The following is a 21993-nucleotide window of genomic DNA, read 5'->3' as shown; positions in this document are numbered from 1 at the left end:
CCGGGCAGGGGCGGGGTGCGGTGATCCCGTAGAGTCACCACGTCACGCCCCCGTAGCCCAACTGGCAGAGGCAACGGATTCAAAACCCGTCCAGTGTGAGTTCGAATCTCACCGGGGGCACAGTGACCCACCAGCACAGAACGGCCCCTGATCAGGTGTTATCCGGTCAGGGGCCGTTCTCGTGAGTCCGGTCGTGTCTGGCTCTGTCCGGCCGTCTACGACCCTCCACCCCCTATGCGCCCCCGCGAGTTGGGCCCTCGTCGCCCTGCCAGTCGAGCGCCTTCTCGATGCGGTCGTGGGCCGCCGACTCCAGGCCGGCGATGACCTTGGCGTAGATCTGGTGCAGGACGGCGACTGAGTGGCCGGCCCACTCCGCGCACTGCGTAGAGGGCACCGCAGCGGCCAGCCAGGTCGACACGCAGGCGTGGCGGAGGTCGTAGGGACGCTTTGCCAGCGGAGAAGCGTACTCGTCGTCCGAGAACGCCGCTTTACGCGCCTTGTCCCAGACCCGACCGATCGTGGATTCGGCCAGGTCACCCCCAGTCAGATTCCGGAACAGCCGGCCGTCTGCCGCCGTGCCGAGCGTGGTCAGGTGCGTGTGCAGGATCGCCGTCAGCGGCGGTGGCGACGGCACTGTGCGGACCTCTCCCTTTCCCCTCTGCTTGAGCTGCCTGCGGTCGCGGCGTTCCCCGCTGTCCGTCCAGGCCGCGCCGGTGATCGGCGCGGTCTCCGACAACAGCAGCTCGCCCCACCCCTCTTCGGGGAGCTGCAAGTCCGACTTGCGGAGCATGGCCGCTTCCTCCGGCCGGAGAGCCGCGTAGTACATGACGGCGAAGAACGCGACCAGCATCGGCCCAGACGACCGGCGCGGCTGCCCTTCGACCCGCTGCGCCTCCACTTCGGACAGCAGGCTCTTCGCCTGCTTCGGGTTTATGACCACGCGCTTATCGATCGCCCGGACGCTCTTCGGGGCCGTCCACTTCACCTCGGAGAGTCGATTTGCGGTCAACAGCTTCAGTTCGTGGGCGTACTCCAGCGCGTTGTACAGAACGGCGCGCTTACGGTTGACGGTCTTCGCGGCGGCCTGCTTTCCGTCGAGCTTGAGTGACAGCACTTCCAACACTTCCCGAAGCGCTGCCTTGTCGTTGAGCCTCGACACCGGCGCGGTGTTCGTCTTGAGCCACTTCAACGCCTGCTCCACATCTCGCGGCTTCGGCTCATCGCGGCGTTTGGTGTTGAACGCCCACCCGGTGAGCGCCCGGCGAAGCGTCCGGCTGTCCGGCGCGCCCCGGGTCGTCTTGAGCAACGCCGGCGTCACGCTGGCGAGCGCGTCAGCGTTCCCCGCCCGCGACTTCCCCGCGGCCCGTGGCCACTTCATGTCGACGTACTTGCACGCGAAGTCGAACCACGGCATTTCGTTCTCCTCCCGCAGCTTCGAGACCGGGAGACCTTGCGTGCGCTCAAAAGCCTCGCCGCGTCGTGACGCGGCAACCAGGTCTGAGCGGAAGCTATCGGCTAGCGCACTCGTCTCGAACGTCTCACCGAAGCGCACGCCGGCGACGAACCAGACGACGCGGTAACTCGTCTTCGACTTCCAGACGCGGGTTTCGATCTTCCAGATCTTGACGTCGTAGGTCGTGTCCATCAGGCGGCCTCCTCACAGTTGTCGAGCCAGGTTTCGAGGTCGATTCGGCGAATGCGGATCTCTCCGTTCGGGAGCTTGATGCAGCGGGGCGCGCGCTTCTTGGCGCGCCACTCGTAGAAGGTCGAGCGCGCTACGGCGAGTTCGGCGCAGAGTTCAGCGATGGTGAGGTGCTGGCGTGGCGTGGCCATCGTTGGTGAGCCCTTCGGGTCGTGCTGTCGGTGGCGGCGATGCGCATGGGCTCTCCTCGGTCTGGTGTGGTCGGGTCGGTGCTGAGGGGTAAGCCGTACCAGCCGTACCAGCCTCGTTTTGCCTGGTCAGGTGCGGTACGGCTTGGTTTAGTGGTACGGCTTGAGCCGTACCAGGGCAGTTGCGGCGGTACGGCTTGAGCCGTACCAGGCGGGGAAGCCGTACCAGGGCTGACCTGCGAAAACGAGGCTGGTACGGCTGGTACGACTACCCCGCCCGGCAGTGTCAGGCCGACCGCGCCCGGCGCAGCGGAATCGCGCCCCCGGCGGACTCGTCGCCGTCGCCCTTGGCCGGCGGATCGGCGCAGTAGCGCGCCCACGAGTCGGTGAAGTCGGCGCGGCGGTAGCCCTTGGCCTGCCCGGCACCGGGGAACCGCATGGTGTCCGAGCGGATGCCGTACTCCTTGAGCAGACTGCCGAGCTTCATGGCGGTGAGCCCGGTCGCGCCGTACTCCCGCCACGGCGACTCCTCCAGGCCCCGCAGGCGGTGCAGCAGTTCGGCGGTCGGCAGGGCGAGTTCCTCGCCGAACGCAGTCCGACAGTCGGTGAGCAGGCGTTGCCGGTCGGAGCCTTCGTTGTCCTCGTCGGCGGTGGCGGTGAGGGCGAGCACGGCGGCGCGGGAGCGGTCGCCCCAGGTGCCGCCGGCGTGGTCGGCGACGGCGACCAGGGGTTCCCAGGTGTCGGCGGCGCGGTCTTCCACGGGCATCTCCGGTTCAGCGGTCTCCAATGTGGACAGGTCGGCGCGCAGCCACGCGTGCAGGTTGTCGGCGAGCATCCGCAGGGCGGGCCGGTCCCGGCGGTGCCGGTACGGGGCCACGGTTTCGCCGGGCGCGCGGCGGCGCATCCGGGCGATGACGGCGCGGTCCTCGATGGTGTCCGGCATCGCGCCGATCCCGGCGAGGGCGGCCATGGCGAACGTGGGAATGGACTCGACGCGCTGGTTGGTCGCGTCGTAGCGCTTGGCCGGCCGGTTGCGCTGGTGCCCGGCATTGAGCAGCCCACGCAGATCCTCGTTCCCGTCGGCCTTCGGCCCGAAGATCGTGTCCGCCTCGTCCACGAGCAGGGTGGGCGGGTCCTCGGAGACGGACCGGTAGACAGCGGCCGGGCTGCTGTTGACCGTGATGAACGGGTTGTGGCAGGTGGCTTCCACGATGTCGAGCAGTCGGGACTTCCCGCAGCGCTTCTCCGGTGCGCGGATCACCAGCCGGGGCGCGTGCGCCCAGGCGGGCTGTGCATGGGTGGCGGCGATCCACAGGACGATGGCGTCGGCGGTCTCGGGGTTGGGCAGAGCCACGTACCGGGTGAGCGCAGCCCGCAGCGAGTCCAGCAAGGCGGCCCCGTCCAGAGTGGACGGTTCAAGGTCATAGGTGCCCATCGGTGCTCCCCCGTCGTTCGGTGTCGTGATGGTCATCAGGCGGCCTCTCGCGTAGCGATCCAGGCGTCAACCCGCGCCCACGACGCGGCGGCCTGCGCGCGGATCTGGGACGGCGTCAGGGCGACCCGGGTGGCGACGGCGCGGCGGCGGTCCAGTTCGGCGTAGGTCGGCGCGGCGGCGATGGCGCGCCAGTCGGCGGCGGCCGACACGGCGTTGGACGTCTCGCGGGCCGTGCGGCGGCGGTCCCACTCGATCCATTCGGCGAGGAGTTCGGCGACGTGCGGGCTGGTGGCCAGCAGTCGCCAGGCGGCGGCGTCGAGGGTGAGTGCGCGGTACTCGGTGAAGGGGATGGTGACCCGGGTGGCCGGGCCGGTGGCGGTGGTGTGCGTGGTCAAGGCGGGTCCTCACGTCGGTCACACAAGGTGACGGTGTGTGGGTGCGTTGAGCCAGGACTAGGACCGGGCGGTGATGGCGCTAGCCTGGTTTTCCGGGTGTTTCCGCAGGTCGGAGCGAGGTGGGTCTAGGGCGCTAGTGCGCTGGTCACGACTGCTGCGGGTGTCTAGAGGAGGGGTCTAGGTCTAGGGGCGGTCCGGTCTAGGACGCGCACCGCCCCTAGCCTCCGAGAGTGGTTACGCTCGGTTGTTCTTGGCGGTGGTGAGGGCGTCGCGGGTGTAGCCGTTGCGGTTGGCTCCCTTGCCGGTGTCGGGGTCGGTGCTCCACACCTGCTTGGGCTTGACGCCGTAGGGCTTGAGCGCGGTGGCGAGGTTCTGCGCGGTCCACCCCCGGTACTGGCCGGGCCGCAGCTCGGCGAGGCGGGTCACGATGGCGTCGGACCACAGCTTGTCCTCGCCCCGGGCGAACACGGCGATGGTGTCGGCCAGCGGGTCCAGCCGCGCGGCCTCGACGTCGACGGCCTCGCCGGCGGCGTAGCCGGTGATGTTGCCCAGCGCTTCGCGGCGGGCGCGGGCGCCGGCGGCGATCTTCTTGGCGTCGGTGGCGTCCTTGTAGACGCTGCGCACGATCTGCGCGTCGTCGCCCTCGCCGGCGAGGTAGCCGATGCCCCGGTCGGAGCGGGCGAACATCGTGGCCCGGACACCGGACTTGTACTGGCTGGTGCCGAGGACCATGTCGTTGGCCTGCTGTCCCATCACTTTGAGGCAGAACCGCAGGATGGCGTTGGCGGAGATGCCGGTGGGCAGCGACTTGGCGTCCGGGCGCTGGGTGGCCAGGATCAGCGTGATCCCCAGGGCGGGGCCGCGCTTGACCAGGTCGGTGCAGATCTCTTCCAGCTCTTCGCCGTGTTCGGGGTGCTCGAACCACACCTGGCACTCGTCGACACCGACCACGATCGGCGCGAGCCGCAAGTCCTTGCGCGCGGCCAGTTCCGGGGTGACCTTGTTGTCCGGGCAGACCGACTCGGGCAGGTTGCGGATCACCTTGGTGCGGCGGCGCATCTCCTCCCGGAGTTCCCGCATCTCGACCACCATGCGCTCAATGTCGTCCGGGTCGTCGCCGACGCCGTAGGCGTGCGCGCACTGCGCCAGCGGGGAGAGGTCGCCGGTGCCTTTGAGGTCGTAGGCGTAGAGCACGGCGCGCGGGTCCAGGGCGGCGATCAGCAGCAGTTCCCGCAGGGTGACGGTCTTGCCCATGCGCGGGACCGCGCCGATCACCATGGAGGCGAACATCAGGGTGATGGGCACCCAGCGGCCGCGCTGGTCGGTGCCGAACGGCTGGGCCTTGAACAGGTCGACCGTCGCGCCTGGCTTGGCCAGCGGCCACGGCTTCTGCTTGGCCTTGGACATGTCGGTGTCCCCGACCCACAGCACCAGCCGTCCTTCGTGGACCTTCGCGTCTCCCTCGGGCCACACGCACCCGATCTGGCGGCGCAGGGCGGAGGACAGCTCGTCGCGCTTGGCGATGATGTCGCCGGCCGTCACCCCGAGGGGCAGGTCGACGTCGGCGCGCCAGCCGTCGCCGTCGCGGGCGATCGGGTTCGGGAACTCGATGCGCTTGCCCTTGGCGTAGGCCTGGTTCAGGCCACCGATGCCGAGGGAGCAGAGCGCGTCCTCGATCATCGACGACGTCAGCTTGGGTGTCTTGACCGAGTCCACGGCGCGGCCGGCGACCGGCTTGTCCGCCGGGGCGCCCCACCAGCCCACGGCGGTGAGGGTGGCCGCCAGGGCCGTCCAGTTCCACACCGGCGGCACGAACGTCAGGCACAGGTACGCCGTGGCCAGCAGTACCAGGACGGCGACCATGACCGGGGCGGAGCGGCGGCGCACGGTCTCGTTGCGGGCCTCGCGCAGCTTCATGTACACGTCCGCGTCGTTGCGGTCGCGGGCGTTCATCCGCACCGGCTTGGACTCCGCGTCGAACACCCACCGCCCCACCCGGGCGGTCAGCCGGCACAACGCGCCCGGGGCGCGCAGCAGCGCCGACGGGACGTACACCGGCACCCGCAGCGCGTGGAACGCGAAGGTGTGGGCGGCGTAGCGGACCAGAAACCGCGCCCGTGCCTTGAACTCCTCCGCCGATGTGAGCCACTTGGCCACCAACGGGCGGGCGGTGGCGTCGGAGACGGTCTCCCACCACGTCGCCTTGGTCGCCGGCGGGTCGACCAGCCGGACGACCGTGCCGGGCTCGGTGTCGTCGGCGGCGGGCCGGTCCTGCTCCGGGATCTCCTCCGGCGTGCGGGCGGTGTCCGGGCGGATCGGGACGACATTCCCGGCCCGCGTCGTGGCCGTGTCGGTGGCGGCCGGGTCGGTGTTCACGGGGCCGTTCACGGGAGCGTCGGCCGGGGTGTTCGTGGACGGGTCGGGCGTGCTGTTCACGGAGGAGGGCCTTTCGGGATCGGGTCCGTTCACGGACTCAGGCGTGTGGTCGGCGGTGGTGGACATCAGGCGGCCTCCTCCTGGTCGACGGTCACGGGCTGGTCAGCGGGCACCGGCGCGACGGCCGGGCGGGCGGTTTCGGCGATCAGGTCGTCGGCGACGTTCTTGCTGGTGCCGCGCGAGATCTCCGGGCAGACGGACCGGACCCAGGCCGGGGTGATCTCGATGCCCGGGGCCCACGCGGCGCGGGCGTCGGCCAGGTAGTCCCCGCGCAGCTTCCGAACGGGCTTCGCGGCCGGCTTGCGAGCCGGACGGCGACGCGGCCGGGTAGCGGGTGCCGACTTCTCCCCCGCGCAGTCCTCCGCCGAAGCAGCGGGCACGGCGGCCGGAGCGTCGGACGGCTGCTCTCCCGTGAACGCGGTGCCGGCGGCGGCCATGACCGCTTCGGTGAGCTTGTCCCGCAGCACCGGCGCGGTCTCCGCCGCGAGGAACACCAGCACCGGCGGCACCGAGTGCAGCACCACCCCGGCCACGTCGAGGTGCGTCCAGGACTTCCAGGTGTTCATGACGTAGGTCGCCAGGAACGCGAACCACTTCGTGCCATGTACCCAGCCGCCGGTGTCGACCTGGTAGCGGGCGGTCACCTGCTCCGCCCGCAACACCGCCACGAGCACGAGCGAGACCATCGGGTCCAGCAGCCACCCGGCCACCCACCCCAGCGACCAGACCGCAGCGCCGGCGGCGGCAAAGCTCTGGACATTGACCATGGTGAAGGCCAGGCCGAGGAAGATCCCGAGCCAGATCACCGCGTCGATCTGCGTGCGGACCTTCTCCACCCGCAGCGCCACCACATCGGGGTGGTTGGCCAGGCGGCGGACCTGCGCAGCGGTGGCGGCGTCCTGGGCGAGCTTGTCGGCTTGGGACAGCGGCTGGTGCTTCGCGTCCTGTGGAGCCAGGGTTTCCGTGCTCATCAGCTCTCCCCCCATTTCGTGCCGTTCTTGCGCTCCCACTGGTCCGCGCGGCCTTCGAGTTCCGCGTTGAGGACCTGGCGGCGCTGGTCGTCGGTCAGCGTGGAGAGAACTTCCTGCCGGACGCTGGGCTTCACGCTGGAGAGCATCAGGTGGACGACCGCGCAGGACGCGGCCTCGTCGTCGGTCTTCTTCTTGCCGAGCATCAGCGACGACCCCCACGGGTGGTGTGGACGATTTCGGTGATGGCCATCAGCCGCACGATCGTGGCGGCGGCCAGCAGCGCCGGGACGACCAGCGCGATCCAGGTGGCGGTGGTGTTCTGGATCTTCACGATCACCAGCCACTGGACGAACGCGATGATCGCCGTGGCCATGACCAGGCGGATCGTGTTGCCGGTCATGCGGGTGATCTCGCGAACGCCCGTCCGGGCGCGGATCGCCGACTTGCGTCCGGAGCGCCATACGGCGAACACGCCGACCAGCGCGAGACCGCCGAGGACCATCAGTACCTGTGCGGACATCTCAGGCCACCTCCGGCACGTCGAAAAGGTCGGCCTGGCCGGGTGCCTGCCAATCCCCGCCGTCCCACACCGAGTCCAGCGCGATGCCGTGTTCGGCGCGGATGACGGGCTCGGTCTCCGCAAGCCAGGCGCGGCGCGTGGTGGTCGGGGTCTTGGCCCAGGACTGGCCGGTCTGGTCGGTGTAGCGGCGGATCGCCAAACGCTCGATTGCGCGAGGGGTGAGGGTGCCTACCATGAGAGACCTCTCCGAGTAGCTACCTGCGTGGTGGTTGATCGGGAGACCCGACGCGGCGTGCGCGTTCTTGGCGGAGTGAGCCGCCGTGTCGGGACCAAATGCGACGGGGATACCGAGCCGGACCGTCATGCGGCCTCCCCGCTCTCCTCCGACGCGGCCGTGTCGAGCCGGAACGGCAGCACCCGCAGCGCCGCGCGGCTGACGCGCCGACGAGTGCGGTGGGCGTGCTGCGCATCGGTGAACGCGTGCCGGGTACGGGTCTCCGCCACGGCCGTCGCGCCGGTCAACTCCTGATCGACTTCGGCGATCAGAGCGTCAATGGCGGACTCGTCCAAGCCGTCCGGACAGTGCCCCTGAACAGCGGAAACACTGTCGGCGGCGCCCCGGGCGACACGGTTGGTGATGTTCGCGGACTTCATGAGGAACCTTTCGATCGAATGCCTTACTGCGCCTTAGTGCACACTATGGTGATTAGGTAAGTCAAGCTCGCACGTGTGGCGCATTAGGGTGATGTTGGTTTTCTGCGTACCCTGGCCAGATGCCTATCGATCAGCAGGGAGCGCAGCCGCTAGGCGCACAGATCCGGGATGACCTGGTCCGACGTATCCGGGCCGGTGAGTTCGCGCTCGGGGAGAAGATCCCGTCCCTCAAAGCGCTGTCGGCCACATACAACGTCGCCGAACTGACGGTCCACAACGCCATCCGGGAGCTTCAGCACGCCGGCGTGCTCGAGTCCGCCGCCGGGCGAGGCACGTTCGTCCGGAGCCTCCCGGACGAGAGCGCCCCCGCCGACGACGTCGCCGCGCTCCGGGCCGAGGTTGCGGACCTCCGGCGCCGGGTAGAGGAGCTTGAGAAGCGGTCGTGATGTTCGGCCATTCGGCCCGTGTTCCGTGATCATGGGAATAGCTTCGCCCGTGAGCGCCACCACAGTCCAAGGCCGGACAGTCCTAACAGCGCTCCCGCATGACAGCCAGGCATAACCGCAGGTCAAGAGCCATCCACCCAGCCCGATCGCAGCCGAAGAAGATCGAAACGAAGGGACTTGCCAGCAGTGGAAGCAGACCAGCCGTGGCTCTCGCCGAGGTCGACAACCGAGCTCGAACTGAACACCGGACTGCTTGCCGAGGTCCTGAAGGAGTACCGGAAGACGAACGGGCTCAATCAGGCCGACTTGGCCCAGATCCTCAACATGGACCAGTCGTACATCTCGAAGATCGAGACCGGTCAACGGCAGGTGCGGGACCTGGACACGCTGCTGCGGGTCGCCAACCAGCTCGGCATCTCACCGTCACGGCTCGGCCTGTCCAAGGAGTTGCTTCAGCCCGTCGCTCCCCCGTCGACGTCGGCACTGGTCAACGAAGTCGACCCGGTCGCGGTGAGCCAGGAGGAGTGGCGCCGGATGCGACGCGAGCTCAACAGCCGCCGTCGCGAACTCGCGGAGGCGGCCGCGTCGCTCTACCGGCCGGAAGCGCGCATCGGAAAGGCCCCGCTGATCGCCCGGCGAGAGTGGATGCCGCCGGCGCCGGTGCGCCTGGAGGACATCAAGCTTGAATGGAAGGATCACCGGGTCCCAATCACGGTCACCGGCACCGAGCCCGAGGCTGACAAGGCGTTGCCGCTCCGCGCGCCCGGCCGGCGCTTCGAGCGGTACACGTCGGCGATCAAGTACCTGGACCCGCCGGCACTGTTGGAGAACCGCACGAGCTATCGCCTCCTGGACGTCGACCTGTCGCCGTCAAACGAGCGAATGACGTTCGGCCTGGCGACGTACTTCGACAAACTCGACTTGTCCGAGGCCATCGCACACGAGCTGGCCGTCGCGCAGTTCCCGAACCGGAAGGTGCCCCGCGCGGACTGGGCCGAACTTCCGCTGCGCGGCCTGATCGGCGACCCGTTCGACCTGGAACGACGGCCAGTTATGCCCGCTATCGAGACGCTGACGCTCCGTCGCCAGCGCGACACCGGTAAGGCGACGTTCCTCCTACACTGGCGCGACCCTGCCAAGGTCGCGACGGCCGCCGGCATCTACGGCCTCATCCCGGCCGGCGAGTTCCAGCCGTCGTCCGTGGCGGCGTGGGACAAGGAGAACGACTTCGACCTGTGGCGCAGCATGGTCCGGGAGTACTCCGAGGAAATCCTCGGCGAGCCCGAGCGGGACGGCAGCCAGGGCGAGCCGCTCGATTACGAGAACTGGTCCCTGTACCGTGACCTCCAAGCCGCACGCGGAAAGGACCGAGTTACCGCCTACTGCCTCGGCATCGGTCTCGACACACTCACTTTGACAGCCACGATTCTCACCGTGGTCGTGATGGACGACGATGTCTTTGACGAACTATTTGGCGACGCCGTGGACGTTAATGCAGAGGGCGTCCTGGTGACAGCCTCAGAGTCGTCGTCAGTTTCCGAGGGTGTGCCATTCAACGAAGAGTGCGTGAATAAGCTCCTCACGAAGGAGCCCATGGCCTCACCTGGCGCCTGTATTTTGGAGCGATCTTGGCGGTTTCGCAACGAGATCCTCAGCTAGACCATAGAAGGATAGTTATGCCTCTGAAGCTTGCAAAGCTGCAAAAGAGAACAGCCGACTCCAATGTTCACATCGAAACATTGCGACCCGTAACAGAAGACGAAGAGAGAAGCATCAGAGATGCACTTCTCTACTGCCGCACATATGCCGCTCGCCTATCCACCCGACTAGTAGTCGGCGCAAAATCAAATTTTGATGAGGTTGCAGGCAGACTAAACCAGCACCTTCACGGCGACGAAGTTCGACAAACATCAGAGGAACTTAGCGCTTCACTCGTCGCACTAGCCCTGATCTGGAGACTTTGCCTCGATCAGCTCAGGCATGACATCTCAGACCGCTTCGGCAAAGACTCCGAGCAGCTCAACAAATTTGCCCTCGCAACCAACCGGGCATATGACGAGCACTTCGGATACAGGCTAATCGAAGGACTTCGAAACTATGTAGCACACCGCGCAATGCCGCCAATCTCGGGGAATGTGGAGCAGAAACGTGGAAACTCTCCTGGCGAGGTAATCATTACAGCAACCATCACCCTAGCCAAAGCTCCACTACTGGAGTCCGGAAAGATGCCAAAGACACTGAAGAATGACCTAGAGGCATATCCCGAATCAGACATACCTCTACCTGAAACCATTGATGACGGAATGGTCGGGTTTCAGAAGGTGAACGATGTCGTATTCGAGATTGATCGACCACAACTAGAGAATCACTTGACACGACTTCGAAATCTTATTCTTGAGACACAACCAGACGTCCCTGCACTTGTTGATTTCACAACAACACCCACGGGCGGCAAGTTCTCAGACTTCATTCGCTTTGACGATCTATTTTGGCTTCTAGGCGTTAATCAGGCCACTCAAGAGCAGTCTAAGAACTGAACGACAGACCCGGGCTATCCGACCCGTTAGCCAGAAAGCCTCGGCAGGTGTTACGCCTCCCTGACCATCGCCTCCTCTGAGGCACGACTGAGCCGCGACTCGACAACTTGATCGTCTTGCCGCCGAGTGAAGTAATAGTTACCGCCATCCGGCGGACCTTGAAAAATGAATCCGATTCGCTTCAACAGTTCCTGCTCCAAGTTGGCAGCCTGAAGCCACACATTCGTCTCAAACCTTGAAATTCCAGCCTGACGAACATCCGGGATAGTTTCAAAAAAGTCAAGTCGCTCACCCCAGTGAGTCCCTACAAAATCATCCCAATTAGCCTGCCCGAAATGATTCAGCTCCCGCCTTGGATAGTCCCGCCCTCGTCCACTCAACGATAACGCACCACAGTAGGCGAGCACCTTGGCAAAGTCAGAGAGAGCCGCAAGGATCATTGCCTCGAAGTACACCGTATCAGCATGACTCCGAGGATCCGCCATCGCTTCAAAGACGCGACAGTTCAAAACATGCAAGCTACTCGATACGGAGTCAGATTCGGCCATTTCTGACGATCCGTAGCCAAGGTCGTACATAGCCCGCTCAATGCGATACTCCTCCAGCGCAGTGCCGCCAATATACCGAAGCTTCCAGCGCCAACCCGGCTTGACTGAAAGACGTTCAGAGCCGACTTCCTCGCCGCTTTCTCCCAAGACTAGATGCCCTGCCTCATGAGCAAGGATGCGTTCGATATCGTGCGGTGAAGACTTCCGGAGATACTGGTCACTCAAGACAATAACTGACACCTCGGGTGTTATGACTGTCCTACCCGCGACTTCGCCCCCACCGCGCTGAGTCGTATACGCGGGAACTGAAGTATCCAACCGTCGAACGGCGGCCTGCAGGTCACTGGTTACTAAAACTTCAGCATCCGGGCGCCCCATGCGCGCGAGCCCTCGTTCCATTGCCTCGACTACCTCAACGCCTACCTCAGGCCCGTCAACAGTTAGATCCATGCGAGCGAGCGTAAGTCACCGTGACCGCAAATCGGCACATCTGTGCCCTGCGCGTACAGGTCAGGTCGACGCCAGCAAACCGAACTCCGCGCCAAGATCCCCCCAGCGTTACCACGACAGCGCCCCCGCTACGCCCCCGCAGGCCTCTTACAACCAACGTTGTCGCAGGTCGGAGGCCAGATTCATGATCCGTTCAAAACCCGTCCAGTGTGAGTTCGAATCTCACCGGGGGCACCCGCGGCGATCACACCAGCGTCGAACTGTGGCTTGGTCATCCGGACGACTTCCGTATCAGCTGCAGATGGGCCTCCCTCCTCGATCCTGTCGCCAGGCCGTGATGTCGATCATGGCGTGATCCGTTTCGTGGTCGATGCTGGTTCGCGCCCGCAAGCCGAGGACGTCCGTGTCTTCGCGGGCGGCCATAGCCGGTGATTGCTGGTCGGCGATCGAGCCGACGCTGGTGTGGGCCTTCAGTTCCGCCGCTCGGGTGGCACGTACTCGAACGTCGGGCCCGCGGTCGTCTTCCCGTCGCCAGTGGGCATCTTCATCAACGCCAGTCCCTGCTTGCGCAGCGCGAACATCGTGCCGACGGCATCCGTCATCCCGCCCGGGTTGCCGGTGAAGGCTTCTTCCAGCTGGTAGAGCAGCAGGCTGTAGGTCTCGTTGAACTCCTCCTGGGCGACGCGGATCGGGCTGCCTTCCGGGTAGTCGGCAGTCCGCGGGTTATGCCGCATCGGCAGCACGCCGCCTAGGTCGACCGCGATCTCCTCTCCGGTCGGGCCGGACTGGGGGGTGTCGCCGGTTCGGTAGCGGCGGCCCACTTTCAGCTCCTGGAACCGGAAATAGTGCGCGACCTCTTCCCGGTCGGGGTGGAAGACGTCGCGGTCGCCGTCCCAGACGTCCGTGCGCGCGGCTCCTTCGCCCTGCTCGACGATTTCCGCCAGCGCGGCCGACGCGGACTTCAGGTCGTGGACCGGCAGCACCTCGCCGCCTCCGCCGCGGAGGTGGAACTCGCCGATCTGGCGAGCCGGGTCGCCGGTGAACACCTGCTCCTCGCCCAGCTTGTCGCACAGCGTGCGCAACCCCTGTTCGATCGCGGCGTAGAACTGGCCGATCGTCCGGTACTCGTCGCTTTGCGGCGGCGCGTCCGCCGACGCGGGCTGCTCGATGCGCAGGAACAGCTCGAGGGCTTCCGGGCCGAACGGGGCCAGGTGGACGTGCACGGACCGGTCGCCGTGGGGCAGCGGATGCGGGTACGGCGGCAACAGGTCCGGCGTGTCGAGCTGGGGCGAGCCGCCGACGGCGTTGAGCAGGTTCGCGGCCAGGGCCAGGTGGATCATCTCCTCGGCGAGGACCGTCCCCACGACCTGGGTGGCTTCGGGATTGCGCGCCGGGTCCAGCGAGTACAGGGCGCACAGGTACGGGGGAATCGTCGCGTGCTCGAGTTCGATCGCCCACTGCAGGTGGCGGCGGAGATCGTCGATCGTGTCGATGGCGTGGGCGCCACGGGTGTCCATGCGGTACTCCGGTTCGTCGGGTCGGTGTCGGCAGCCAAGACCGGATGCCGGCGCGGTTTGTGACAGCCGGGCTGTCACAAACCGGGAGCCTGTCCGGTCCTTGCCGGAGAACGACGTCCCGGAGCGGCCGGGACGCAGGCGGGAAGGCACACCATGAAGATCGTCGTGATCGGCGGCAGTGGGCTGATCGGCTCGAAGCTCGTCCGGAAGCTGACCGCACACGGCCACGAAGCGGTCCCCGCGTCGCCCGATTCGGGCGTGAACACGCTTACCGGTGAAGGCCTGGCCGAAGCGGTGGAAGGCGCCCAGGTGCTGGTCGACGTCTCGAACTCGCCCTCGTTCGCCGACGACGCCGTGCTGGAGTTCTTCCGCACCTCCACCGCGAACCTGCTCGCCGCCGAGGAGAAGGCCGGGGTGGGGCACCACGTGGCGTTGTCGGTCGTCGGCACCGAGCGGCTCGCCGAAAGCGGTTACTTCCGCGCGAAGATCGCGCAGGAGAAGCTCATCAAGGAGTCCGGGCGGCCGTACTCGATCGTGCACGCCACGCAGTTCTTCGAGTTCGTGGGCAGCATCGCCCAGTCGGCGACCGAGGGGAACACCGTGCGCCTGCCGGACGCGCGCATCCAGCCCATGGCCGCCGAAGACGTGGCCACCGCGGTCGGCCGGGTCGCCGCCGGCGCACCGCTGAACGGCACGCTCGAGGTCGCCGGTCCCGAGCAGTTCGGGCTCGACGAGCTGATCCGCACCGGGCTGGCCTTCCGCGGGGACCCCCGCCAGGTCGTCACCGACCCGGACGCGCGCTACTTCGGTGCCCTGCTGGACAAGGACATGCTCCTGCCCGGTGCGGGCGCGCAGCTGGCCGCCACCCGGTTCGCCGACTGGCTCCCGCTCAACCCGCCGCCGGCGAAGTGACCACGACCGAGCACCGGATCGCCACGTCGGTCCTCGTCAAGCTCGTCGAATGAGCTTTCCTTGGCCCCGGCCGCGCGGCCGGGGCCCCGGGAGCCGACATCGTAGAGTCGGAGGGTGACGGATTCCGGGATGAGTGCCGAACTCGGTGACCTGGCCGATCTCGAGGCGGCCACGGCCGCCTTCACGAGAGTGCGGCCGCGCCTGTTCGGGATCGCCTACCGCATGCTCAGCAGCGTCACCGAGGCCGAGGACCTGGTGCAGGAGGTCTGGCTGCGCTGGCAGACCTACGACCGGTCCACCGTGACCAACCCGGAAGCGTTCCTGGCCACGACCACCACCCGGCTGGCCATCAACGTCCTCCAGTCGGCCCGCAAACGCCGGGAGACCTACATCGGGCCCTGGCTGCCCGAACCGGTCGACACCGCAGCGGACCCGTACCTGGGCGCCGAACGCGGTGAAGCGCTGGAGTTCGCGACCCTGCTGCTGATGGAGAAGCTCACCCCCGGCGAACGCGCGGCCTACGTGCTGCGGGAAGCCTTCGACTACACCTACGCGCAGATCGCCGACATCCTGTCGTCGACCGAAGCCGCCGTGCGCCAGCTGGTCAGCCGGGCCCGCAAGCACCTCACGAGCGAGCGGCACGCGTCCGTACCCGCGGCCGAGCAGCGGGAACTGCTGACCACGTTCCTCGCCGCCGCCCGGTCCGGCGACTTGGCCGAACTGGAGCGGCTCTTCACCCCGGACGTGACCAACCTGTCCGACGGCAACGGCCGCAAGGGCGTCGCCCGCCGTCCGCTCGTGGGCAGCGTCCGGGTGACGAAGTTCCTGCAGGCGATCTCCAGCTGGTTCTGGGACGACATCGACGTCGAGTGGGCCCAGGTCAACGGGCAGACCGCCGCCGTGCTCCGCCAGGACGGCATCGTGTACGGCCTGCTCACGGTCAGTGCCACCGCCGAGGGCATCGACCAGTTGCTGTGGCTGGTCAACCCCGAGAAGAACAAGGCGGTCCCGGCCTGACCCGCCGGCGGGAGGATCCGTGTTCGACCCGCACGAGCAGACCGTGCGCCGGTTCGCCGCGGCTTGGCGCCGGCGGGACAGCGCCGCGCTCGAAGCCGTCCTCGGCGACGACGCGGTCGCGACGTGCGACGGCGGCGACCCGGAGCCCGCGCCGGCGGGGACCGTGCGCGGCGCGACGGAGGTCGCCCGGCTGGTCATCGGGATCATGGGCGGGCGCGCGGACGCCGAGCTGACCGTCGAGTCCGTCAACGGCCGCGCCGGGCTCGCCCTGCGTCACACCTCGCGCGCCGTCGCGGTCGTCGGCGCCGAAACCGCCGGGTCCCGGATCACCACGCTCTGGATCGTGCTCAACCCGGCCAAGCTGACCGCCTGGCACCGCGGTTGACCGGGCCCGCACACCGGGCGGGCCCGGTCTTTCTCACCGCGCCAGCCACTCCCGATAGGTGGTCTTCGCGATGACGGCGCCGTCCTTGGCGATGAGGGCGTCGCCCGACGCGGCCGCGAACAGGCCGGCCTGGTCGTCGGTCACGACGGGACGCCGGTCACCCTGGGCGGCCAGGGTGATCCGGCCCAGCTCGTCGAGGGCGAACACCTCCGGCCCGGCGACGTTCCGCGTCCCCCGCAGCGGGGCACCCGTGCTGACGTCGGCGACGGCCTGGGCGACGTCGTCCGCGGCGATGGGCTGGATCCGCGTCGCGGGCAGGCGGACGGTGTTCTCGTCGGAGGTCCAGGACATCGTCGCGGCCATGAACTCGAAGAACTGCGTGGCCCGCACGATCGAGTATGGCACCGGACCGGCCTTGAGGATGTCCTCCTGCAGCACCTTGGCGCGGTAGTAGACCAGGTCCGGCACCAGCTCGGCGCCCACGATCGAGAGGATGACCGCGTGGCCGACCCCGGCCGCGCCCGCCGCCTCCAGCAGGTTGTCCATGGTCGTCCGGAAGAACCCGGGCGACGCGTCGTCGAACGTCGGCGAGTTCGTCAGGTTGACGACGACGTCGGCGCCGGCCAGCGCTTCGGCCAGCCCCTTTCCGCTGAGCAGGTCCAGCCCGGTGGACGGCGAGTGCGGGACGGCTTCGTGCCCGTTCGCGGCCAGGATCTCGACCACGCGGGAGCCGATGAGCCCGGTCCCGCCGATGACGGCGATCTTCACTTCCGCGACCATCCCTTCGCCCGGAGTTCGTCCTCGGTCACGAGGTCGACCATCGGTTTGCCCGGTTCGCAGAGCATGGTGACGGTGAACCGCACCGGGACGTCGTCGCGGTTGTTGCCGTCCTGGTAGTGGATGACGTCGCCGCCCGGTTCCCAGAACGCCTCGCCGGCGCGGACGACCCGCGGTGGCTCGCCTTCGAGCTCGAACACCATCTCGCCCTCCAGCACGTAGCCGAAGGCCGGCCCGGGGTGGCGGTGCGGCGGGGTGCCGGGGTCGCCCGGCGGGTACTCGATGACGATCGTCATCGCGTGCGCCCCCTCCGGCACGAACGGCGGTTTCGCCTCCTGCAGCACGGTCAATGACATGAGAAGACCTCCTCGACGAACGGATACACCCGCTACGACCGGACAGCCCCGGGATTTGTGACCGGCGGACCGTCTTCACAGCACCAGGTCGGCGTCTTCGGTCACCGACCGCAGCGCGGTCACCGTCGGGTGGCCTTCGGCCAGCAGCCGGGCGTCGCTGCCCGGTGGCAGGTCGCCTTCGACCAGCACGGCGGCGAGGGTGAACGTCCCGTCGCCGTCGTCCTGGATGCGGCTGCGCACCGCGCCGAACTCGGCCAGGCCGGCCCGCTTCACCGGGCCCACCTCGGCGCGATCCGGGACGTTCAGGTTCAGGACCGTTCCGGCCGGCAGTTCGGCGAGCCGGTCGAGCAGGGTGGCGGTGACCGCCACCGCGGTGTCCCAATGGGGCTCCGAACGGGGATCCAGTCCCACGTCGAGCGACACGGCCAGCGCACGGGCGCCGTTGAGCGCCGCCGTCAGCGCCGCGCCGACGGTGCCCGAATGCAGCACCGCGCGGCCGACGTTCGCTCCGTGGTTGATCCCGGACAGCACGACGTCCGGCGGCTCGCCGAACGCTCCCTCCGCCGCGGCGAGCGCGATCAGGCCGGGATGGGCGGCGACGGCGTACGCGGGTACCTCCGGCAGGCCGGGCAGCTTCCGCCGTTCGACCGCGACCCGGCCGCCGTCACCTACGGCAGAAAGGCCCGCGCTGGTGCCGCTGGCCTCCGCGGCCGGTGCGGCGACCACCACCGTCCAGCCGTGCGCGACGGCGCCCCGCGCCAGGGCCGTCAGTCCCGGGGACCCGATCCCGTCGTCATTGGTGATCAGTGCTCGCATCCGCCGTCCTCCCAGCTCTTCAGGCGCACCCGTCCGGCGAGTTCGCGCACCGCGTCGCCACTGCCCGAGCCGAGGCCATGCCGGGTCACGTTGACCGCTCCCGCCGCGGCCCCGAGCTTCAACGCTTCCTCCAACGACCGGCCCTGCGCCAGGGCCACCGCCAGGCCGGCCGTCATGGAGTCCCCGCCACCACGGCTGTCGACCGCCGTCAGATCGGGCGACTCCACCAGCCACAGCTCGTCCTGGACGAGGGCCAGCGTCTCCGCGTCCGCTCGCGACACGACGACGGCACGGGCGCCGGACGACGCCACTTTGCGGCACCCGGCGGCCAGATCGGCCAAGGCGGCCGACTCGGCGAGCCCGTCGGCCACCATCTCCTCGTGGCTGATCTTGACCACCTCCGGACCGCCCGCGAGCGCCCGCGCCAGCCGTTCCCCGGACAGGTCCACCACGACCCGGCCGCCGTGGGCGCCGAGGTCGCGGGTGAGCCGCTCGTACACCGAATGGGGTACCGGGACGTCGTCCTCGGCCGGGCCGCTGAGGACCGTGACGTCCGCGCGGAGCGCCGCCACGAGGGTCAGCTCGTAGAGGTCGTCCAGCTCGTGCCGGGACAACGCGTCCGCCGGCATCCGCACGACCTCGTCGCGGTGCCCGGCCCGCCGGTCGTGCACGTAGCCGCCGTTGCGCGCGGCGACCTCGCGAACCTCGACGTCGACGCCGATCAGGTGCCGCAGCACCTGCCCGGTCTCGCCGCCGAGCGCGCAGCACAACACCGCCTGCGCGCCCAGCGAGTCGATCATCCGTGACTGCCACACCCCCTGCCCGCCCGCGTGCACGTGGATGTCGGGCACGCCATCGAGGTCTTCCACGGTCACGGTCAGCTGCGGAGACGGCGCGAACACCGCCACTCGTCCTTCGGCCATGAAGATCTTGTACCCGTTTTGCCCGATTTCATGACTGCTGAGATCGACGATCCGGTGAACTTCCGGCGACGGATACGCAGCGGGCCTGATCGCGTGCGAGGCCGTTGACGTCCACCGCTTCACTCAATCATTATTGAGTCAATGAACGTTGAGTGGACTCCCGAGCTGAGGGCGCGTGCCCAAGTGCACGCCGCCCTCGGCGAGCCCGCGCGCCTGGCGATCGTGGACCGTCTCGTGCTCGGTGACGCCTCGCCCACCGAGCTCGGGCGGGACCTCGGCCTGCCCGGCAACCTGCTGGCGCACCACCTCAAGCTCTTGGAGCAGGCCGGGGTGGTCGAGCGGTCCCGCTCCGAAGGCGACCGGCGGCGCACCTATCTCCGGCTGCGCCCGGCGTCGCTCGCCGGCCTGCAGCCCTCCGGGACGCTGTCGGCGCCGCGGGTCGTGTTCGTGTGCACCCGCAACTCGGCACGTTCCCAGCTGGCCGCCGCGATCTGGGCCGGTCAGAGCCCGGTGCCCGCCGCCTCGGCCGGCACCCGTCCGGCCGCCCGGATCCATCCCCGCGCGACGGCTGTCGCCCGTGCCCGCGGCCTGTCGCTGGCACGGGCCCGCACCTCGCTCGTCGAGGAGGTCCTGCGCGAGGACGACCTGGTCGTCGCGGTGTGCGACAACGCCCACGAAGAACTCGGCACCCGCGCCGCCGGCCGGCTGCACTGGTCGGTCCCCGACCCGGCCCGCGTCGACACCGACTCCGCGTTCGACCACGCCTTCCACGACCTCGCCGACCGGATCCACCGGCTCACCCCCGCCGTCCACCTCCCCGGAGAGCAGACCGATGACTGACCTCGAGCACCAGCACCACGACCTGAGCATCGACCAGCAGCTCGCGCTGCGCACCGCCGCGGCCCGCCTGCACGGCGAGTTCGACGGCGTCTTGGGCAGCGAGACCATCGAGCAGTTCCTGCGCAGCAGTTACGACCAGTTCGCCTCCCGCAGCACCATCCCGAACTTCCTGCCGCTGCTGGCCGAGCGGTTCGCCCGCCAGCGCTTGCACGCCCTCGCGAGGATCGAGGGTGACCACGACGGCAAACCCACCGTGTTGTTCCTGTGCGTGCACAACGCCGGCCGCAGCCAGATGGCCATGGGCCTCTTCCAGCACTTGGCCGGCGACCAGGCACTGGCCTGGTCCGGCGGGTCCGAGCCCGGCCACACCATCAACCCCTCGGCGATCGAGGCGATGCACGAGCGCGGCATCGACATCGTCACCGAGTTCCCCAAGCCGTGGACCGACGAAATCGTCCGCGCCGCCGACGTCGTGATCACCATGGGCTGCGGCGACGCCTGCCCGATCTTCCCCGGCAAGCGCTACCTGAACTGGGAACTCGAGGACCCGGCGGGCAAGAGCGTCGACGACGTCCGCCCGGTCCGCGACGAGATCGAACGCCGGGTCCGCGGCCTGCTCGACGAGCTCGGCGTGCCCGCCCTCGCCTGACATCCGTTGCCTGCCACGGCTGTCGCCCGCGGACACCGGTCTGCAGCTGACCGAGAACGCGGCCGCGACGGCGGCCGGGCTGTTCGCGCTCATCCTGATGTTCGGGCCCGTCAGCGATGCCCACTTCAACCCCGTCGTGTCCTTTGTGGACGCCGTGTTCGGCGGGCTGCCGTGGCGGCACGTCACATCTGCCGCCGCGGCCGACGTCGTGGTACCCCAGGTCGCTGAGCCGGCTGCACGGTCCACGACCTCCTGCTGTCGGAATCCGGGGTTGACCTTCGAGTCGAGTCGAAGGTTCAGGTTCGGCGCGTGACCGGTTTGCGCATTTCCGAGCTCGCGACCCGGACAGGTGTTCTGGGACCAGCGGCTGTCGTTCATCTCCTCGGCCAAGGTCCTGGGGCTGCCACGGCACGGACACCAGCGGTTCCCCACCATCCCGCTCGGGCAGGTTCGTGAACCGCCAGGGCGGATGTGGCGGTGCTGCTCACCCGCTGAAGGCCGCGAGCGCGTCGGCGCGGGTGTCGAAGACGCGCAGCAAAGTGTCGGTGAGGCCGAGCAGCTCGAACGTCCGCCGGTTGGGGATGCCCGCCGCGACGTGGAGGGCCACCGCGTCGTCGGCGGCGGCGTGGGCGAGGCGGACTATCTCGTTCACGCCCGTCGACGCCAGGAAGGTCACGCCGGCCAGGTCGAGCACCAGGCGCAGGGGCCGGGCCGCGAGGATCACCGCGATCGCGTCGCGCGTGCGCGCGGTGGTCACCAGGTCGAGCTCACCGGTGAGGGCGATGACCAGCGTGGCCCGGTCGATCCAGGTCGGGACGACCGCGACCTCCGACGTGCCCGCCACCGGGGCGTCGGAAAGGTGCAGGAAGGGCGTCAGCTCGCTGCTGCCCAGCCAGGGCAGCAGCGCCGGGGTGACTTCGATGCGCAGAGCGAGGTTCTCCCGCGCGCACGTGAGCGCCAGCTCCTGCAGCTCCGCCGGCAGCACCTCGTCGCACGAGGTCACCGCGGTCAGCGTGACGCCGAGCGCCGCCGGTTCGGGTGACAGCGCCGTCAGCAGGGCGATTCGCAGGGTTTCGCGCAGCCGGGCGTGCGCCGCCGGGCCGAGTGCTCCGGACATCACCACCTGCACGACGCCGGCGGTCGTCCGCGCCGGCGGCATCGTGATCGTCCACGCGGACTCGTCGTCCATGCGGCCAGTCTGGCAGCCGCCCGCCCGATCGGCGCGCCGGCGAGCGGACCCCGTCGACGCGGCGGGGAGTCAGTCCGGCGGCTCCGCCGCAGCGCCGTCCGGCCGCGGCGGCGGCTCGTCGGCCAGGAACTGCGCCACGTCGACGTCCAGGTCCGGCACCGGCGCCGTGCCGGGTGACACCGGCGCGTCGGGGTTGATCTCTTTGGCATCCTTGTCAGCCATGGTCGGCGGTCCTTTCCCGGGAAGCCGATGGTGCCTCCTCTTCCCGCCCTGCCGCCTACCCCGGCGCCGCGCCGGAGAAACCGGGATCGGCGCACCAATGGAATGACCGGGCAAAGGTGAAACTCATTTCCGGTCCGGGATCGCGCCGGACGCCGACAGAGCGTCTAC

Annotated in this window: 26 protein-coding genes and 1 tRNA gene; 9 read left to right on the top strand and 18 right to left on the bottom strand. The window is 68.6% G+C overall.

What is annotated here, in order from left to right; translation table 11 throughout:
- Nucleotides 1-46: 46 nt before the first annotated feature.
- Nucleotides 47-120: transfer RNA gene (locus AB0J55_RS38295), tRNA-Leu, on the top strand.
- A 112-nt stretch (nt 121-232) separates the two neighbouring features.
- Here the strand turns inward: AB0J55_RS38295 and AB0J55_RS38290 are convergent.
- The 10 genes from AB0J55_RS38290 to AB0J55_RS38245 all read right to left on the bottom strand — a co-directional run bounded on the left by AB0J55_RS38290 (nt 233) and on the right by AB0J55_RS38245 (nt 8241).
- The gene (locus AB0J55_RS38290) at nt 233-1645 is read right to left on the bottom strand and encodes an integrase (RefSeq protein ID WP_364260365.1); all 1413 of its coding nucleotides are present in this window, start codon (nt 1643-1645) and stop codon (nt 233-235) included.
- Nucleotides 1645-1833: a helix-turn-helix domain-containing protein gene (locus AB0J55_RS38285; RefSeq protein ID WP_310976721.1), complete on the bottom strand. Its 189-nt coding sequence runs from the start codon at nt 1831-1833 to the stop codon at nt 1645-1647. The genes AB0J55_RS38290 and AB0J55_RS38285 overlap by 1 nt, the downstream gene beginning before the upstream one ends.
- 283 nt (nt 1834-2116) lie before the next feature.
- Entirely contained in the window at nt 2117-3265 is a 1149-nt protein-coding gene (locus AB0J55_RS38280; RefSeq protein ID WP_364260361.1) for a DUF3631 domain-containing protein, read from the bottom strand.
- 35 nt (nt 3266-3300) lie between these two features.
- Nucleotides 3301-3660, bottom strand: a complete 360-nt coding sequence (locus AB0J55_RS38275; protein ID WP_364260358.1) for a hypothetical protein — start codon at nt 3658-3660, stop codon at nt 3301-3303.
- A gap of 234 nt (nt 3661-3894) precedes the next feature.
- The gene (locus AB0J55_RS38270) at nt 3895-6096 is read right to left on the bottom strand and encodes an FtsK/SpoIIIE domain-containing protein (protein WP_364260355.1); all 2202 of its coding nucleotides are present in this window, start codon (nt 6094-6096) and stop codon (nt 3895-3897) included.
- A gap of 65 nt (nt 6097-6161) precedes the next feature.
- On the bottom strand, nt 6162-7067 hold the full coding sequence (locus tag AB0J55_RS38265) for a hypothetical protein (RefSeq protein WP_364260352.1): 906 nt from the start codon (nt 7065-7067) through the stop codon (nt 6162-6164).
- Nucleotides 7067-7270 carry a hypothetical protein gene (locus tag AB0J55_RS38260; protein ID WP_364260349.1) on the bottom strand — a complete coding sequence of 68 codons (204 nt, stop codon included), beginning with the start codon at nt 7268-7270 and terminating at the stop codon, nt 7067-7069. Before AB0J55_RS38260 ends, AB0J55_RS38265 begins: the two co-directional genes overlap by 1 nt.
- Nucleotides 7270-7587, bottom strand: coding sequence for a hypothetical protein (locus AB0J55_RS38255; RefSeq protein ID WP_364260346.1), 318 nt, complete (start codon nt 7585-7587; stop codon nt 7270-7272). The genes AB0J55_RS38260 and AB0J55_RS38255 overlap by 1 nt, the downstream gene beginning before the upstream one ends.
- A 1-nt stretch (nt 7588) precedes the next feature.
- On the bottom strand, nt 7589-7951 hold the full coding sequence (locus tag AB0J55_RS38250) for a hypothetical protein (protein ID WP_364260343.1): 363 nt from the start codon (nt 7949-7951) through the stop codon (nt 7589-7591).
- Complete coding sequence (locus AB0J55_RS38245; protein ID WP_364260340.1) at nt 7948-8241, bottom strand: hypothetical protein; 294 nt, start codon at nt 8239-8241, stop codon at nt 7948-7950. The genes AB0J55_RS38250 and AB0J55_RS38245 overlap by 4 nt, the downstream gene beginning before the upstream one ends.
- Nucleotides 8242-8360: 119 nt before the next feature.
- Here AB0J55_RS38245 and AB0J55_RS38240 point away from each other — a divergent pair, with 119 nt between their 5' ends.
- From AB0J55_RS38240 to AB0J55_RS38230, 3 genes are all read left to right on the top strand, one after another.
- A complete protein-coding gene (locus tag AB0J55_RS38240) occupies nt 8361-8687 on the top strand; it encodes a GntR family transcriptional regulator (RefSeq protein ID WP_310976736.1) in 327 nt (108 codons plus the stop codon).
- Between the two features lie 186 nt (nt 8688-8873).
- On the top strand, nt 8874-10346 hold the full coding sequence (locus AB0J55_RS38235; RefSeq protein ID WP_364260337.1) for a helix-turn-helix transcriptional regulator: 1473 nt from the start codon (nt 8874-8876) through the stop codon (nt 10344-10346).
- A gap of 17 nt (nt 10347-10363) precedes the next feature.
- The gene (locus tag AB0J55_RS38230) at nt 10364-11224 is read left to right on the top strand and encodes a hypothetical protein (protein ID WP_364260335.1); all 861 of its coding nucleotides are present in this window, start codon (nt 10364-10366) and stop codon (nt 11222-11224) included.
- Between the two features lie 50 nt (nt 11225-11274).
- Here the strand turns inward: AB0J55_RS38230 and AB0J55_RS38225 are convergent, their stop codons facing one another.
- Together AB0J55_RS38225 and AB0J55_RS38220 are read right to left on the bottom strand one after the other, a co-directional pair.
- Nucleotides 11275-12222, bottom strand: coding sequence for a hypothetical protein (locus AB0J55_RS38225; RefSeq protein WP_364260332.1), 948 nt, complete (start codon nt 12220-12222; stop codon nt 11275-11277).
- Between the two features lie 470 nt (nt 12223-12692).
- Entirely contained in the window at nt 12693-13739 is a 1047-nt protein-coding gene (locus tag AB0J55_RS38220; RefSeq protein ID WP_364260329.1) for a ferritin-like protein, read from the bottom strand.
- A 153-nt stretch (nt 13740-13892) separates the two neighbouring features.
- On the opposite strand from AB0J55_RS38220, the gene AB0J55_RS38215 reads away from it, so the two are divergent.
- The 3 genes from AB0J55_RS38215 to AB0J55_RS38205 all read left to right on the top strand — a co-directional run bounded on the left by AB0J55_RS38215 (nt 13893) and on the right by AB0J55_RS38205 (nt 16053).
- On the top strand, nt 13893-14651 hold the full coding sequence (locus AB0J55_RS38215) for an SDR family oxidoreductase (protein WP_364260326.1): 759 nt from the start codon (nt 13893-13895) through the stop codon (nt 14649-14651).
- A gap of 129 nt (nt 14652-14780) precedes the next feature.
- A complete protein-coding gene (locus AB0J55_RS38210; RefSeq protein WP_364260323.1) occupies nt 14781-15668 on the top strand; it encodes an RNA polymerase sigma-70 factor in 888 nt (295 codons plus the stop codon).
- Nucleotides 15669-15687: 19 nt separating this feature from the next.
- On the top strand, nt 15688-16053 hold the full coding sequence (locus tag AB0J55_RS38205) for a hypothetical protein (protein WP_364260320.1): 366 nt from the start codon (nt 15688-15690) through the stop codon (nt 16051-16053).
- Between the two features lie 33 nt (nt 16054-16086).
- Here the strand turns inward: AB0J55_RS38205 and AB0J55_RS38200 are convergent, their stop codons facing one another.
- The 4 genes from AB0J55_RS38200 to AB0J55_RS38185 all read right to left on the bottom strand — a co-directional run bounded on the left by AB0J55_RS38200 (nt 16087) and on the right by AB0J55_RS38185 (nt 18925).
- The gene (locus AB0J55_RS38200) at nt 16087-16821 is read right to left on the bottom strand and encodes an SDR family oxidoreductase (protein WP_364260317.1); all 735 of its coding nucleotides are present in this window, start codon (nt 16819-16821) and stop codon (nt 16087-16089) included.
- The gene (locus AB0J55_RS38195; protein WP_364260314.1) at nt 16818-17186 is read right to left on the bottom strand and encodes a cupin domain-containing protein; all 369 of its coding nucleotides are present in this window, start codon (nt 17184-17186) and stop codon (nt 16818-16820) included. The genes AB0J55_RS38200 and AB0J55_RS38195 overlap by 4 nt, the downstream gene beginning before the upstream one ends.
- A gap of 75 nt (nt 17187-17261) precedes the next feature.
- Nucleotides 17262-18002: a 5'/3'-nucleotidase SurE gene (locus AB0J55_RS38190; protein WP_364260311.1), complete on the bottom strand. Its 741-nt coding sequence runs from the start codon at nt 18000-18002 to the stop codon at nt 17262-17264.
- Entirely contained in the window at nt 17990-18925 is a 936-nt protein-coding gene (locus tag AB0J55_RS38185; protein ID WP_364260309.1) for a PfkB family carbohydrate kinase, read from the bottom strand. Before AB0J55_RS38185 ends, AB0J55_RS38190 begins: the two co-directional genes overlap by 13 nt.
- A 141-nt stretch (nt 18926-19066) precedes the next feature.
- Here AB0J55_RS38185 and AB0J55_RS38180 point away from each other — a divergent pair, with 141 nt between their 5' ends.
- Together AB0J55_RS38180 and AB0J55_RS38175 are read left to right on the top strand one after the other, a co-directional pair.
- Nucleotides 19067-19765, top strand: a complete 699-nt coding sequence (locus tag AB0J55_RS38180; protein ID WP_364260306.1) for a helix-turn-helix domain-containing protein — start codon at nt 19067-19069, stop codon at nt 19763-19765.
- A complete protein-coding gene (locus AB0J55_RS38175) occupies nt 19758-20414 on the top strand; it encodes an arsenate reductase ArsC (protein ID WP_364260303.1) in 657 nt (218 codons plus the stop codon). Before AB0J55_RS38180 ends, AB0J55_RS38175 begins: the two co-directional genes overlap by 8 nt.
- Nucleotides 20415-20898: 484 nt before the next feature.
- Here AB0J55_RS38175 and AB0J55_RS38170 read toward each other — a convergent pair whose 3' ends face one another.
- Both AB0J55_RS38170 and AB0J55_RS38165 read right to left on the bottom strand, forming a co-directional pair.
- Nucleotides 20899-21603 (bottom strand): STAS domain-containing protein, encoded by a 705-nt coding sequence (locus tag AB0J55_RS38170; RefSeq protein ID WP_364260300.1) that lies wholly within the window; start codon nt 21601-21603, stop codon nt 20899-20901.
- 69 nt (nt 21604-21672) lie between these two features.
- Nucleotides 21673-21825: a hypothetical protein gene (locus AB0J55_RS38165; protein ID WP_364260297.1), complete on the bottom strand. Its 153-nt coding sequence runs from the start codon at nt 21823-21825 to the stop codon at nt 21673-21675.
- Nucleotides 21826-21993 lie beyond the last annotated feature (168 nt).

It is taken from the genome of Amycolatopsis sp. NPDC049688, from assembly GCF_040674975.1.
GTDB lineage: Bacteria > Actinomycetota > Actinomycetes > Mycobacteriales > Pseudonocardiaceae > Amycolatopsis.
Note: the sequence above shows the minus strand (reverse complement) of the source record. Positions and strands in the feature narration are given on the sequence as shown.

Excerpts from the sequence above, each read along its gene's own strand:
- AB0J55_RS38290 (WP_364260365.1), bottom strand. The coding sequence starts at position 1,645 with ATGGACACGACCTACGACGTCAAGATCTGGAAGATCGAAACCCGCGTC.
- AB0J55_RS38285 (WP_310976721.1), bottom strand. The coding sequence starts at position 1,833 with ATGGCCACGCCACGCCAGCACCTCACCATCGCTGAACTCTGCGCCGAA.
- AB0J55_RS38280 (WP_364260361.1), bottom strand. The coding sequence starts at position 3,265 with ATGGGCACCTATGACCTTGAACCGTCCACTCTGGACGGGGCCGCCTTG.
- AB0J55_RS38265 (WP_364260352.1), bottom strand. The coding sequence starts at position 7,067 with ATGAGCACGGAAACCCTGGCTCCACAGGACGCGAAGCACCAGCCGCTG.
- AB0J55_RS38260 (WP_364260349.1), bottom strand. The coding sequence starts at position 7,270 with ATGCTCGGCAAGAAGAAGACCGACGACGAGGCCGCGTCCTGCGCGGTC.
- AB0J55_RS38255 (WP_364260346.1), bottom strand. The coding sequence starts at position 7,587 with ATGTCCGCACAGGTACTGATGGTCCTCGGCGGTCTCGCGCTGGTCGGC.
- AB0J55_RS38250 (WP_364260343.1), bottom strand. The coding sequence starts at position 7,951 with ATGACGGTCCGGCTCGGTATCCCCGTCGCATTTGGTCCCGACACGGCG.
- AB0J55_RS38245 (WP_364260340.1), bottom strand. The coding sequence starts at position 8,241 with ATGAAGTCCGCGAACATCACCAACCGTGTCGCCCGGGGCGCCGCCGAC.
- AB0J55_RS38240 (WP_310976736.1), top strand. The coding sequence starts at position 8,361 with ATGCCTATCGATCAGCAGGGAGCGCAGCCGCTAGGCGCACAGATCCGG.
- AB0J55_RS38230 (WP_364260335.1), top strand. The coding sequence starts at position 10,364 with ATGCCTCTGAAGCTTGCAAAGCTGCAAAAGAGAACAGCCGACTCCAAT.
- AB0J55_RS38225 (WP_364260332.1), bottom strand. The coding sequence starts at position 12,222 with ATGGATCTAACTGTTGACGGGCCTGAGGTAGGCGTTGAGGTAGTCGAG.
- AB0J55_RS38220 (WP_364260329.1), bottom strand. The coding sequence starts at position 13,739 with ATGGACACCCGTGGCGCCCACGCCATCGACACGATCGACGATCTCCGC.
- AB0J55_RS38215 (WP_364260326.1), top strand. The coding sequence starts at position 13,893 with ATGAAGATCGTCGTGATCGGCGGCAGTGGGCTGATCGGCTCGAAGCTC.
- AB0J55_RS38210 (WP_364260323.1), top strand. The coding sequence starts at position 14,781 with ATGAGTGCCGAACTCGGTGACCTGGCCGATCTCGAGGCGGCCACGGCC.
- AB0J55_RS38195 (WP_364260314.1), bottom strand. The coding sequence starts at position 17,186 with ATGTCATTGACCGTGCTGCAGGAGGCGAAACCGCCGTTCGTGCCGGAG.
- AB0J55_RS38190 (WP_364260311.1), bottom strand. The coding sequence starts at position 18,002 with ATGCGAGCACTGATCACCAATGACGACGGGATCGGGTCCCCGGGACTG.
- AB0J55_RS38185 (WP_364260309.1), bottom strand. The coding sequence starts at position 18,925 with ATGGCCGAAGGACGAGTGGCGGTGTTCGCGCCGTCTCCGCAGCTGACC.
- AB0J55_RS38180 (WP_364260306.1), top strand. The coding sequence starts at position 19,067 with ATGAACGTTGAGTGGACTCCCGAGCTGAGGGCGCGTGCCCAAGTGCAC.
- AB0J55_RS38175 (WP_364260303.1), top strand. The coding sequence starts at position 19,758 with ATGACTGACCTCGAGCACCAGCACCACGACCTGAGCATCGACCAGCAG.
- AB0J55_RS38170 (WP_364260300.1), bottom strand. The coding sequence starts at position 21,603 with ATGGACGACGAGTCCGCGTGGACGATCACGATGCCGCCGGCGCGGACG.
- AB0J55_RS38165 (WP_364260297.1), bottom strand. The coding sequence starts at position 21,825 with ATGGCTGACAAGGATGCCAAAGAGATCAACCCCGACGCGCCGGTGTCA.